The sequence below is a fragment of the Aeromonas sp. BIGb0445 genome (assembly GCF_024809075.1).
GTDB lineage: Bacteria > Pseudomonadota > Gammaproteobacteria > Enterobacterales > Aeromonadaceae > Aeromonas > Aeromonas rivuli.
In genome coordinates, this window is the sequence record NZ_JANUES010000007.1 from 1 (window position 1) to 11,887 (window position 11,887).

The window sequence follows — 11,887 nt, forward strand, 5'->3', positions numbered from 1 at the left end:
CGCCGTGGACCCACCTGATCCCATGCCGAACTCAGAAGTGAAACGCGGTAGCGCCGATGGTAGTGTGGCATTCGCCATGCGAGAGTAGGACACTGTCAGGCACCTATTTAGAAGAGGCCTCCCATGCGGGAGGCCTTTTTGCTTTCTGCGCATGAATCGCCTCACCTTGTTTCGTCTCTTTCTCATCCCCCTCCATCCGGTTAAGCTGATCCCCCTGTCACCGAGGCTCTGAGCCCCGGTTCTCTGACCTCATTTCGGATGAGGTGACTCTGATGGAGGTTGTCTGTGCGTCTGGATCCCTTTACATGTCTGCTCATCCTGGTGGTGAGTCTGGCCTCTTTCTTCCCCTGTGAAGGTCAGCTGGCCCTCTGGTTTGCCACCCTCACCAAGCTGGCGGTGGCGTTGTTGTTCTTCATGCATGGCGCCAAGTTGTCACGGCAGAACCTCATCGCCGGGCTGGGTCACTGGCGGTTGCATCTGGTGGTGATGGCCAGTACCTTCCTGCTGTTTCCGCTACTGGGGCTGTTGCTTACCCCCCTGGTCCCCCAGTGGCTGAGCCCGGCCATCTACCTCGGTTTTCTTTATCTCTGTGCGCTGCCAGCAACGGTGCAATCGGCGATTGCCTTCACCTCGATGGCGGGGGGCAATGTCTCGGCCGCTGTGTGCAGTGCCTCGGCGTCCAGCATACTTGGCATCTTCCTCTCCCCAATTTTGGTGGGCCTGATGATCGATGTGCAAGGCGCGGAGGTGGACACCTGGCACTCCATCCAGTCCATCATGGTGCAGTTGATGTTACCGTTCGTGGTAGGTCATCTCTCTCGACCACTGATCGCTTCTTGGATCGACTCCCACCGACCACTGATCGGCAATCTGGATCAAAGTTCCATCCTCCTGGTGGTCTATACGGCCTTCAGCGAGGCTGTGGTGCAGGGTATCTGGCATCAGGTAGGTTGGTATGACTTAGGCAGCATAGTGCTGCTGAGCTGCCTCTTGCTGGCCCTGATACTGGCCTGGAACGTCTGGATCAGTCGTCGGCTTGGTTTTTGCCGAGCTGATGAGATCACCATTGTGTTTTGCGGTTCCAAAAAGAGTCTGGCAAACGGCGTGCCCATGGCCAATGTGCTGTTCCCAGCCGTCAGTGTCGGAGTCATGGTGTTGCCACTGATGATCTTCCACCAGATCCAGCTGATGGTGTGCGCCGTGCTGGCGCGTCGCTACCGAGAGGGTAGTGGTGCTCATGCCGCACTGGCCGATGGCCGCGAGTGACTAGAAAGCAAGCCCCGCTCGAGCGGGGCTTTTGTTATCCGGATGTGAGCTAAGGGGGGATCAGCGCTTGCGCCAGATGGTGAGCTGGGCAAGGGTGTGCTGATGTTTACGGGCCGTCTCGCGAATGACGAAGGGAATATCGCGTGGTTCGCATAGCTCTTCAAACTCCGCGGCCAGCAAGCGTTGCAGTGCTTGATGGGTGCTGAGTGCTTCACCATTCTCACGCACACCACCTAGCCAGTTGGCCTTGGGGGTGTACTCCTCGAGCCAGGTGTAAGGGCTGGTGAGCATCAGCAGACCGCCGGAACGCAATCTGGGTGAGATGTCGCGCAGGAAGCGGGCAGGCTCACGCAGCCGATCGATAAGGTTGGAGGCGAGCACCAGATCGTAGTGATCGTATTTTGGTTTGAGGTTGCAGGCATCCCCCTGGCTGAAGTGGATGCGCGCGGCCTGGGCGGGGCCGAGATCATGTTCGGTGAGACGCGCCTCGCAATATTGCACCAGATCTCCCTCCTGGGACAGGGCGTAACGAAAGCTGTCCTGCTTGGCAAGGGAGAGGGCGACATCGATGAAGCGGGCCGAGTAATCCACTCCATCCACATGTTGGAAGTGGCGGGCCAGCTCGAAACTGGCGCGGCCGGTGGCGCAGCCTATGTCGAGCGCCCTCTGGCGGTTGTTGCACAGTTCGCTGGCGATATCGGCCAGGGTCTTGGCGTAGTTGGCCACGCCAAAATGGCTGGGACCGTACTGGAAATCCAGATATTGGGCCACTAGGGCATCGGTTTCGTAAGGGTTCACTATGACGGGTTCCTGATAGCGGGAGACCAGATAGCGGAAACCCGCATGCTGGAAGAAGTGGCGACGAAAGGCATAGCGAGCCGATTTGAGCGCCTCGTTGCCGGTAGAGATCCAGCTTCCCCCCTTGATCAGCGTGTGCTTGCCGTCGAAGGTGGGGGTGGAGAAATCATCGTAGAGAGGGTGAACCTGGAATCCCTCGAAGCCGTCGATGGCGGTACCTGTCCACTGCCAGACGTTGCCGACCAGATCGCAGAACTCACCCTGGGGGAACATATCGACCGGACAGGGGGAGGCGAAACCGGCCAGATTGATATTGCCAGGGGCCCGATGCCAATCGGGTTGATCCCCAGCCAGTTGCTCCCGGAGCCGTGCCCATTGCGCCTCGCTCGGCAGCTGGATGGGCAGCCCGGTCTTGGCCGATTTCCAGCGACAGAAGGCGGCAGCCTCCAGCTGGTTGACCTCTACCGGCCAGTCCCAGGGCATGGCAACCACTTCGGTCATCAGCCGCAGTTGCAGCTGATCGGGGCTTGCCAGTTCGCCGAGCCAGAAGCTGGGCATCTGGGCCCCGGCGTATTGGCGCCAGCCCCAACCCTCCTGATCCCACCAGGTTTGCGTCTGATAACCGCCATCCTGCACGAAGGCAAGGTATTCGCCATTGCTCACCAGCAGGCGGCTGGCCTGGAAGGCCTCGATGTCGAGGCTGCGAGTGCCATATTCGTTGTCCCAGCCATAGGTATCATCGCGCTTGCCTAGCGTTATCTGGCCCCCGGTTATCGGCAACAAGCTGTTGTCTGGCACCTCGCTCAGGCGGTGGCGCGCTCGTTGGCAAGTGGGCCAATAGGGCTGGCTGCGTACCCAGTCCAGTGGCAGCTGGCGGATCAATACGCTCGAGGTTTCGAGGTGGATGCGCTCATGCTCTATGCCCATGAGGATCACCCAGGCCGGGCTCTGCCAGTCGATGGGCAGAGTGATGGGCATCTGATTGATGACGTCGATGACCCGGGCGCGCACCTTGCCACGATAGCTGCGCAGCGCCTCCACCCTGGGCCAGTCATAGTGAGTCTCGTCAAGATCGTCCCAGCTCATTTCGTCGACGCCGATGGCGACCATGGCCTCTATGTCGGCGTCGATACGCCTCTCGATGAGGCGGGCGGCCAGCAGCTTGTTGATGAAGAAGGCGGCCGTGTGGCCGTAATAGAAGATCAGCGGATGGCGCAGGGAGATGGCCTTGCTGAACCAGGCTCGGGGGTCGGCCAGGCAATCGAACAGGCTGTCATAGAGATCGAAGGTCTGACAAAAATAAGTGAGAATTTCACGGCGTTTGACCTCCGGATCCTGACCGGTCAGCAACAGGGTGCGGGTCGGCTCGGGCAGCTCCGTGGTGGTCACGCTAAGAGTGGCTGGGATCACGCTCTGACTCCTTGTCTGAATTCTGGTTATCGAAAGAGAGCTATATACGCATCAGATGTCAGTTATGGGTCAATAGACCCGACTCACGGCGAAAAACGTGCATTTGGCCCTTGAGCATAGCCAATGACGAGGCGGGCTTGCTGCTTGGCAATATGGGATTGGGGCTGGTCCCAGCGGCCCTTAACCCCTTAACCCCTTAACCCCTTAACCCCTTGGGCCCGCTTAACTTAGCTCAATTGAGTTCGGTGGGATCTATGTCCAGGCTCCAGCGCACCTTCTTGGTTTCGGTCCAGCCATCCAGCTCCTTCACCGCCCAATCCAGCAGCTGGGCCAGCGGGGCCCGGTTCGGCCCCTGCACCAGCAGCTGCATGCGGAACTTGCCCGCCTTGCGCTCCATGAAGCCGCTGATGGGGCCCAGCACCTGCACATGGGGATAGCGGGCACTGCGCAGGGTATCGGCGAGGCGAGCGAGGAACAGCTGCACCTCGTCCCGGCCGGTGGCCTCGGCCCGGAACAGCCCCTGATAGCTGAACGGCGGCAACCCCAGCAGGCGGCGCTCCTTGAGCGCCGTGTCGGCGAAGTGGCCGTAACCGTTCTGGGTCAAGTCCTGCAGCAGGGCGTGCTCGGGATGGTGGCTCTGCAACACCACCAGCCCGGGCTTGCTGGCGCGACCGGCCCGGCCCGCCACCTGGGTGTAGAGCTGGGCCAGCTTCTCGGCGGCGCGAAAATCGGCGGAAAACAGGGCGCCATCCACATCCAGCAGACCCACCAGGGTTACGTCCGGGAAGTGGTGGCCCTTGGCCAGCATCTGGGTGCCGATCAGGATCTTGTACTTGCCCGCCTTGATGTCGCCGAGATGGGTCTCCAGCTCGCCTTTGCGGCGGGTGTTGTCTCTGTCGATGCGCACCACAGGGTATTGAGGGAAAACGGTGGTGAGCAACTGCTCAAGCTGTTCTGTGCCGACCCCTGAACCGATCAGCTCGTTGCTGCCACACTCCGGGCAGCTATGAGGCAGCGGGCGCACGCTGTCGCAGTGGTGGCAGTGCAGCCGCCGTCCGGCCTGATGCCAGGTGTACCAGGCATCGCAACGCTCGCAGGCGGCGCTCCAGCCGCACTGGTGGCAGATCAGCGACGGGGCATAGCCGCGGCGGTTGAGAAACAGCATCACCTGGTTGCCAGCCACCAGATGCGACCCCATCAGCTGCTCCAGCTGGGGGGAGAGCCCGGCCTGCAACCGCACGCTCTTGATGTCGAGGATCACCTGGCGGGCGGTCTGGGCGTTGCCAGCGCGCCGGGTCAGGCTGAGGTGGTGGTATTTGCCGGTGCGGGCATTGTGCAGCGTCTCGAGCGACGGCGTGGCCGAGCCGAGCAGTATGGGAATGCCGGCGCGATGGGCCCGCATCACCGCCAAATCCCGGGCGTGGTAGCGAAAACCGTCCTGCTGCTTGAAGGAGCCGTCGTGCTCCTCGTCGATGATGATGATGCCGAGGTTCTTGAACGGGGTGAACACCGCGGAGCGGGTGCCGATCAAGATGGCGGCGCCACCGTCGCGGCAGGCGAGCCAGGCGTCGAGCCGCTCCCTGTCGTTCATGGCGGAGTTCATCGCCACCACCGGCACCTGGAAGCGGCGCCGGAAGCGATTGATGGTCTGGGGGGTGAGGCCGATTTCGGGCACCATCACCAGCGCCTGTTTGCCCGCCTTGAGCAGGGGCTCGAGGATGCTCAAGTAGACCTCGGTCTTGCCGGATCCCGTGATGCCATCGAGCAGGAAGGCGCCGAACTGATCGCTCTGACTGGTGATGGCGGAGACCGCCAGCGCCTGCTCGCCGTTGAGGCGCAGCCCCTCCCCCGCCTCGAAGCGACTCGCCCAGTCGCCCTCATGGCTCGGCTCCAGGCTGCGTCTCTCCAGCAAGCCCTTCTTCTCCAGGGCGGTGAGCGCCGCACTCTGGATCTCTTCGAGTTTGAGGGCGGAAGGGGTCTGGGGACCCTTGCGCAACAGGGCCAGGGCTTGCTGCTGCTTAGGCGCGCGCTTGAGCTCGTTGAGATCGACTGCCATCCCGGCTTCGGTGGCAAACCAGAACTCCAGCTCGCGGTAGGCGGCAGGCTCTCCCTTGCGCACCAGCACCGGCAAGGCGTGGGGCAGCACCTCGCCCAGGGGATGCTGGTAGTAGTTGGCACTCCAGGCCATCAGCGCCAGTATGTCCGGGCCCAGCACCGGCTCGCTGTCCAGCACCCGTTTTATCGGTTTGAGCTTGGCGCGGGGCACCTGACTCTCGGTCGGGTGATCCACCACCAGACCGACCAGGGTCTGGGGGCCGAAGGGGATCTCGACCCGGCAACCGGGCGCAGGCAGGGGCAGGGGGGAGAGATAGTCGAAATGACGGCGAAGAGGAACCGGCACTGCGACACGAACCAGATCAAGCGTTTGCGATGAATCCACCAAGGGTTGCCTATTTTTTCTGCGAAGCCACTTGCCTGCTATCAGGCATTTCCTATATTATTCGCAGCCTTTGAAACTGTGTTCAACAATCGTGTGGTGTCCGACAAGAGATCGGATGGCGACACGGCCTGATAATTGAGGTTGTCCATGAAAGCTAATATCCATCCTGAGTACGTCGCCATCACCTGCAAATGTTCTTGCGGTAACGTCATCAACACCTTCTCTACTCTGGGCAAAGATCTGAGCCTGGACGTATGTTCCGCCTGCCACCCGTTCTATACCGGCAAGCAGAAAGAAGTTTCTAGCGGCGGCCGCGTAGACAAGTTCAACAAGCGTTTCGGTGGTCTGACTGCCAAGAAGTAATCTTACTTCTGAAGAATCCTGAAAAGGGCGCCCATCGGGCGCCTTTTTTGTTGCCCGGCGTTCTGTATTGGCCCGGATTGCCCTATGGTGAGGGGCGGATCATGGCAAGGGCCATGACGGGGCGGGTTGAGATCTAAGGAGCGTCGGGATGAGAAGTTGTCTGGTGATGGGGGCGGCCGGTTATATCGGATCTCATTTAGTGCCCTATTTGCAGGAGGCGGGGCACAGGGTGATCGCCGGGGCCCGTCGCCCCTGTCGCCTGCCTGCCGGGGTTGAGTTCCGCCTGGCCGATGTGCTCAAGCCCGATAGCCTGCCTGAGGCCCTGGCCGGGGTGGATACCGTCTTCTATCTGGTGCATGCCATGGGGGCCGGTGCCAACTTCCATCGCCTCGAGCAGCAGGGGGTGAAGAATTTTGCCGCCGCCGCCCATGCCGCCGGGGTGCGCCGCATCATCTATCTGGGCGCCATCCAGCCCGAACAGTGCAACAGTCGCCACCTCAACTCCCGCCGCCACTGCGGCGAGCTGTTTCGTGCCTCCGGGGTACCGACGGTGGAGCTGCGTTCCGGCATCATCATAGGGCCCGGTTCGGCGGCGTTCGAGGTGATGCGGGATCTGGTGTTCAACCTGCCGCTCATGGTCACGCCGAAGTGGGTGCGCTCCCGCACCCCGCCCATCGCCCTCTCCAACCTGCTCCACTACCTCGGTGGTCTGGTGGAGGCCGAAGGGGTCGATGGCGAGGTGCTCAACGCCGTGGGCCCGGAGCTGCTCAGCTACCAGCAGCAGTTGCAGCGCTTCGCCGCCCATATCGGCAAACGCTGCCCCATCATTCCCATTCCCTTGCTGACCCCGCGGCTCTCCGCCTGGTGGCTGCAGTTTGCCACCTCGGTGCCCCAACCGGTGGCCAAGGCCCTGGTCGGTGGCCTCAAGCACGACATCCCGGCCGATGATGGCCCCCTGCGAGCCCTGTTGCCCCAGACCTTGCTCAGCTTCGATGAGGCGCTGGCCGAGAGTCTGGCGCTGGAGCAGAGGCTGGGTGCCGAGCAGCAAGGGGAGGAGACGCCCCTGGGACTGCGCTGGCGCCATCCCGAGTACGGCTTCTATGACAGGGTGGCCAGCGGCACCGCTCTCTCTCTGGCACCTCCTGAGGCGCTCTGGCAGGTGCTGCAAGGGCTGGGTGGGGAGCAGCGTTACTTCTACATGAATAGCCTTTGGGCCATTCGGGAGTGGATGGATGCGGCCATCGGCGGCCCGGCCCTGACCCGTGGGCGCACCAACCCGGACCGTTTCGTGAAGGGAGACATGCTCGACTCCTGGCAGATCATCGGCGTGGAAGAGGGGCGCAGGCTGGCGTTGCTGTTCAACATGAAAGCGCCCGGGGTGGGGCGGCTCGAATTTTCTATCACCCCCGAACCCTCCGGCTTGACCCGGCTGACGGTTGCGGCCCACTGGCACCCTCAGGGGGCATGGGGGCTGGCTTACTGGCTCGCCATGCTGCCCTTCCATTTGTTTATTTTCCAGGGGATGACGGAGGCGCTGGCGCGCCAGGCAGAAGAGTTGGTCGGCATTCCCGTGATGGACTGAAACCACATCTACGACTAAATGGGTAGTTATGGCCAGCATGGATTGCTGTTGAGTATGGGCTTAACAGCAATTTGGCGATATTTTCTGCTGGGAAAGCCCCGCTCTTTTCTTTATGATCCCAGCCCCTCGCCCAGGGCGAGTCACGCTTTCTCCCTTAATTCATCCATTGCCTCGGGGTTCCCATGTCCGATCTGCGTCAGCAAGCGCTCGATTATCACGCTCAACCAGTTCCCGGCAAGATTGCCATCGCCCTCACCAAACCGGCCGAGACGGCGCGGGATCTGGCGCTGGCCTACAGCCCTGGCGTGGCCGAGCCGGTGCGCGAGATAGCCGCGAATCCGGATGATGCCTATCGTTACACCGGCAAGGGCAACCTGGTTGCCGTCATCTCCAACGGCACCGCCATCCTGGGGTTGGGCAATCTGGGGCCGCTGGCTTCCAAGCCGGTGATGGAGGGCAAGGCCTTGCTGTTCAAGCGCTTCGCCGGCATCGACGCCATCGACATCGAGGTCAAGCACGAGACCAGCGCGCAGTTCATCGACACTGTGGCGGCCATCGCCGACACCTTCGGTGGCATCAATCTGGAAGACATCAAGGCTCCCGAGTGCTTCGAGATAGAGCAGGCGCTGATCGCCCGTTGCGACATCCCCGTGTTCCACGATGACCAGCATGGCACCGCCATCGTCACTGCTGCCGGCCTGCTCAACGCCCTGGACATTCAGGGCAAGCGCCTGCCTGAGAGCCGCATCGTCTGCATGGGTGCGGGCGCGGCAGCCACCGCCTGCATGGACTTGCTGATCACCTGCGGCGCCCAGCCACAGAACATCTTCATGCTCGACCGCCAGGGGGTGATCCACGCAGGTCGCACCGATCTCAACCAGTACAAGCAGCGCTTCGCCAACGACACGCCGCTGCGCACCCTGATGGAGGCGATCGAGGGGGCAGATGTGTTCGTCGGCGTCTCCGGCCCGGATGTGCTGCCGGCCGAGGCGGTTGCCCTGATGGCACCGCGCCCGGTGATCTTCGCCTGCTCCAACCCGGATCCCGAGATCAAGCCAGCCCTGGCCCACGGGGTGCGCGATGACCTCATCATGGGCACGGGCCGTTCCGACTATCCGAACCAGATCAACAATGTGCTCTGTTTCCCCTTCATCTTCCGCGGTGCCCTGGACGTGCGTGCCAGCCGCATCAACGATGCCATGAAGGTGGCTGCGGTAGAGGCGCTCCGCGCCCTGGCCAAGGAGCCGGTACCGGCCGAGGTGCTGACCGCCGCCGGGGTGAGTGCGCTCAGCTTTGGCAAGGATTACGTCATTCCCAAGCCGATGGATGCCCGCCTGCTGCCCAAGGTGGCCCGTGCCGTGGCCCTGGCCGCGGTAGCCTCCGGGGTAGCCCGCATTGCGCTGCCGGTTGACTACATGCTGGATTGAGCCCAGGTTGTCAGGTTGGAAATAACAGGAGGGGCCCCGTGATGGGGCCCCTTCTCGTTTAAGGTAACGCCGAACCGTGGCGATCAGGCCTTGGGTGCCGCCGCAGCGGGTTTGACCTTGGCAGGGGCGACGGCGGTGTGAGCCGCCTTGTGATGCTTTTTCACCACCTTGGTCTGGGTCGCGTGAGGGGCGGCGGCCTTGGTCGGGGTGGCAGCCATGGTGAAGCCGGAGGTCAGGGCGAAGAGAGCAGCCAGGCTCAGGGGGATCAGCTTTTTCATATTCCAGTTCCTCGTTCGGGTTGATGACATGGAGCGTTTCTCCATGACGTCATCCTAAGGCTGTTGCCGATCCGCTTCAGTGAGTGGCTGGTGACGGTTTGTATCCAAATGTACCGGCAGCCTGAGGCAGAAGCGGGCCCCCGTCTCGGCGGGCAGCAACTGCACCTCGCCGCCATGGTGGCGGGCGATGCTGCGCACTATGGCGAGCCCTAAGCCCGCGCCGCCGGTGCGCCTGTCCCGGCTGCGATCCAGCCGCACGAACGGCTCGAAGATCTGGGGCGCCAGGGCAGAGTCTATGCCGGGGCCGTCGTCGCTCACCTCCAGCAGATAGTGATCCTGCTGCCGTTCCATGCCCAGGGTCACCCGGCTGGTGGCGTGGCGCAGGGCGTTGCCGATGAGGTTCTCCAGCGCTCTGTCCAACAGGCGGATGTCGCCGCGCCAGGGCAGGGGATGGGCGGGAAGCTGGAGGGTGAGTCGTCTGTCCGGCCGCAGTGCCTGCCAGTCAACGAGGCGGCTCTGTGCCCAGTCGCCCAGCTCGACCTCGCTGCATTGCAGGGGCAGCTCGGGCCTATCGAGCCGCGCATAGGTGAGCATCTCCTCGATGAGGGCATCCAGCGCGCCGAGGTCGCGCTCCAGCCCCTGCTGCTCTGCGTCATCCGGTTGTGGATCCAGCATGGCGAGCCGGTAACGGAGCCTGACCAGCGGGGTGCGCAGCTCATGGGCGATGGCATCGGTCAGCTGTTTGCGACTGGCCAGCATGGCTTGCAGCTGTTCGGCCATGTTATCGAAGGTCCGACCGACCTGGCCCAGGCTGCTGCCTGGGGCCAAGCCGGTGCGGCTGGAGAGATCCCCGGCGCCCACCCGGCGTGCGCTCTCTTCCAGGCGTTGCAGGCCGCGCCAGTGGGGACGCAGCCAGAGCAGGATCGGCAGGCCGAGGGAGAGGCCGATGAGCAGCAACAGGCCGATATCGACCCAGTGCAGTTCGTGCAGGTAGGAGAGGTAGGGCACCGGGCCGACGATCAGGGCCTGGTCGGTACCGGGGATGCGTTGCAAGAAGGTGTCATCCTCCTCGACGATGACAATGTTGCCTGCTGCCAGGAAGGCTTGATCCTCGTTGGCGAGCGGCTGCCTGGTGAGGGCGCCTGTCTGCAACGGCAGGGCGAGCTGACGGCTCTGCTCCGTCATGCGGGCGGGCCAGTGCTCTGGAGGCAAGCGAGCCAGTTCACCGGTGAGCAGACCGAGGCTGCCTTGCATCATCCGCTCCAGATAGCGGTTACCGGCCCGCTCGGCACTGACCTGGTAGACCAGGCCGATCAGCAGGATGGCCAGGGTGAAACAGCCGATCAGCAGCAGGTAGAACTGGATAAACAGGCGGCGCATGGGGGCTCTCCTCTTGCCTGGATTGCGTCTGGGCGCCCCCCTCATCCCCAACCCTTCTCCCGCAAGGGGAGAAGGGAGCAGAGAGCATCAAGGTCATTCGGTAACTGCTTATTCCCAGGCCTGGGGGACTAGCAGATAGCCCTTCTGGCGTACCGTCTTGATCCGGGTCGGATTGTGAGGGTCATCCCCCAGCTTGCGACGCAGGCGCGAGATGGCGACATCCATGCTGCGGTCCTGGCCGTCATAGTCGCGACTGCGCAGGTTGCGAAACAGCGCCTCCCGCCCCAGGATTTGGCCCGCATGGCAGGCCAGCTCCCACAAGAGATCGAAGTCGCTGGTGGAGAGCGGGATGCTGTTGCCATCGAGGCGCACGTCCCGCCCCGGGCCGTCGATGCGCAGGCGACCGAATTGCAGGCGCTGGGGCGGCGTGATGAAGGCGGCCGATTGCGGCACCTGCCCCTGCTGGCGGAACTGGACTCGCAGCCGGGCCAGCAGCACGGGGGGCGGCGTGGTCTTGAGGATGTAGTCGTTGGCCCCGAGCTCCAGACTGAGGATCTGGTTCATGTCGCTGTCCAGCGAAGTGAGCATGACGATGGGGCCAGGGAAGCGTGGCCGCAGATCCCGGCACAGGGAGAGACCATCCAACCCTGGCAGCATGATGTCGAGCAGCACCAGATCCGGCTGCTCGGCCAGGGCTCTGGCCAGCGCCAGGTCGCCCCGGGTTTCCAGCAGGACGTCGATATCGTGGCGGCCGAGCCAGCTGCTGATGAGCTGGCCTATCTCGGGATCATCTTCGACAAACAGAACGCGTGGCATGGCGGCGTGCTCCCCGGCTATGGCGCGAATGCGCTTGTCGCCAGCATAACGGCTGCGCCAGCGCTCTGCACCGGGATAACTAATCAAAACAGGGCCCGCGGGCCCTGTTGTCATTCTGCCTGTCGAG

9 protein-coding genes and 1 rRNA gene are annotated in these 11,887 nt (G+C 62.9%); 5 read left to right on the forward strand and 5 right to left on the reverse strand.

Translation table 11 applies throughout. From position 1 onward, the window contains the following. Positions 1-101, forward strand: a 5S ribosomal RNA gene (gene rrf, locus M2367_RS14150); the annotation flags it as partial. 184 nt (positions 102-285) lie between these two features. Further along, the gene (locus M2367_RS14155; protein ID WP_259237062.1) at positions 286-1,266 is read left to right on the forward strand and encodes a bile acid:sodium symporter family protein; all 981 of its coding nucleotides are present in this window, start codon (positions 286-288) and stop codon (positions 1,264-1,266) included. Between the two features lie 60 nt (positions 1,267-1,326). Here M2367_RS14155 and ovoA read toward each other — a convergent pair whose 3' ends face one another. Both ovoA and priA read right to left on the reverse strand, forming a co-directional pair. Further along, the gene (gene ovoA, locus M2367_RS14160; protein ID WP_259237063.1) at positions 1,327-3,474 is read right to left on the reverse strand and encodes a 5-histidylcysteine sulfoxide synthase; all 2,148 of its coding nucleotides are present in this window, start codon (positions 3,472-3,474) and stop codon (positions 1,327-1,329) included. Positions 3,475-3,706: 232 nt separating this feature from the next. Further along, a complete protein-coding gene (gene priA / locus M2367_RS14165) occupies positions 3,707-5,914 on the reverse strand; it encodes a primosomal protein N' (RefSeq protein ID WP_259237064.1) in 2,208 nt (735 codons plus the stop codon). Positions 5,915-6,061: 147 nt separating this feature from the next. Here priA and rpmE point away from each other — a divergent pair, with 147 nt between their 5' ends. From rpmE to M2367_RS14180, 3 genes are all read left to right on the forward strand, one after another. Further along, positions 6,062-6,277: a 50S ribosomal protein L31 gene (gene rpmE / locus M2367_RS14170; RefSeq protein ID WP_042042518.1), complete on the forward strand. Its 216-nt coding sequence runs from the start codon at positions 6,062-6,064 to the stop codon at positions 6,275-6,277. A gap of 148 nt (positions 6,278-6,425) precedes the next feature. After that, a complete protein-coding gene (locus M2367_RS14175; protein WP_259237065.1) occupies positions 6,426-7,859 on the forward strand; it encodes an SDR family oxidoreductase in 1,434 nt (477 codons plus the stop codon). Positions 7,860-8,041: 182 nt separating this feature from the next. Continuing rightward, positions 8,042-9,286, forward strand: coding sequence for a malic enzyme-like NAD(P)-binding protein (locus M2367_RS14180; RefSeq protein WP_259237066.1), 1,245 nt, complete (start codon positions 8,042-8,044; stop codon positions 9,284-9,286). Positions 9,287-9,369: 83 nt separating this feature from the next. Here the strand turns inward: M2367_RS14180 and M2367_RS14185 are convergent, their stop codons facing one another. From M2367_RS14185 to rstA, 3 genes are all read right to left on the reverse strand, one after another. Further along, a complete protein-coding gene (locus M2367_RS14185) occupies positions 9,370-9,564 on the reverse strand; it encodes a hypothetical protein (protein WP_224431534.1) in 195 nt (64 codons plus the stop codon). A gap of 54 nt (positions 9,565-9,618) precedes the next feature. Then, complete coding sequence (gene rstB / locus M2367_RS14190) at positions 9,619-10,944, reverse strand: two-component system sensor histidine kinase RstB (RefSeq protein ID WP_259237067.1); 1,326 nt, start codon at positions 10,942-10,944, stop codon at positions 9,619-9,621. A 108-nt stretch (positions 10,945-11,052) separates the two neighbouring features. Continuing rightward, a complete protein-coding gene (rstA, locus tag M2367_RS14195; protein WP_259237126.1) occupies positions 11,053-11,760 on the reverse strand; it encodes a two-component system response regulator RstA in 708 nt (235 codons plus the stop codon). Between the last annotated feature and the right edge of the window lie 127 nt (positions 11,761-11,887).

What these genes read in the sequence shown, in the direction of transcription:
- rstA (WP_259237126.1), bottom strand. Translation starts at nt 11,760, where the DNA reads ATGCCACGCGTTCTGTTTGTCGAAGATGATCCCGAGATAGGCCAGCTC.
- rpmE (WP_042042518.1), top strand. Translation starts at nt 6,062, where the DNA reads ATGAAAGCTAATATCCATCCTGAGTACGTCGCCATCACCTGCAAATGT.
- M2367_RS14185 (WP_224431534.1), bottom strand. Translation starts at nt 9,564, where the DNA reads ATGAAAAAGCTGATCCCCCTGAGCCTGGCTGCTCTCTTCGCCCTGACC.
- M2367_RS14180 (WP_259237066.1), top strand. Translation starts at nt 8,042, where the DNA reads ATGTCCGATCTGCGTCAGCAAGCGCTCGATTATCACGCTCAACCAGTT.
- M2367_RS14175 (WP_259237065.1), top strand. Translation starts at nt 6,426, where the DNA reads ATGAGAAGTTGTCTGGTGATGGGGGCGGCCGGTTATATCGGATCTCAT.
- rstB (WP_259237067.1), bottom strand. Translation starts at nt 10,944, where the DNA reads ATGCGCCGCCTGTTTATCCAGTTCTACCTGCTGCTGATCGGCTGTTTC.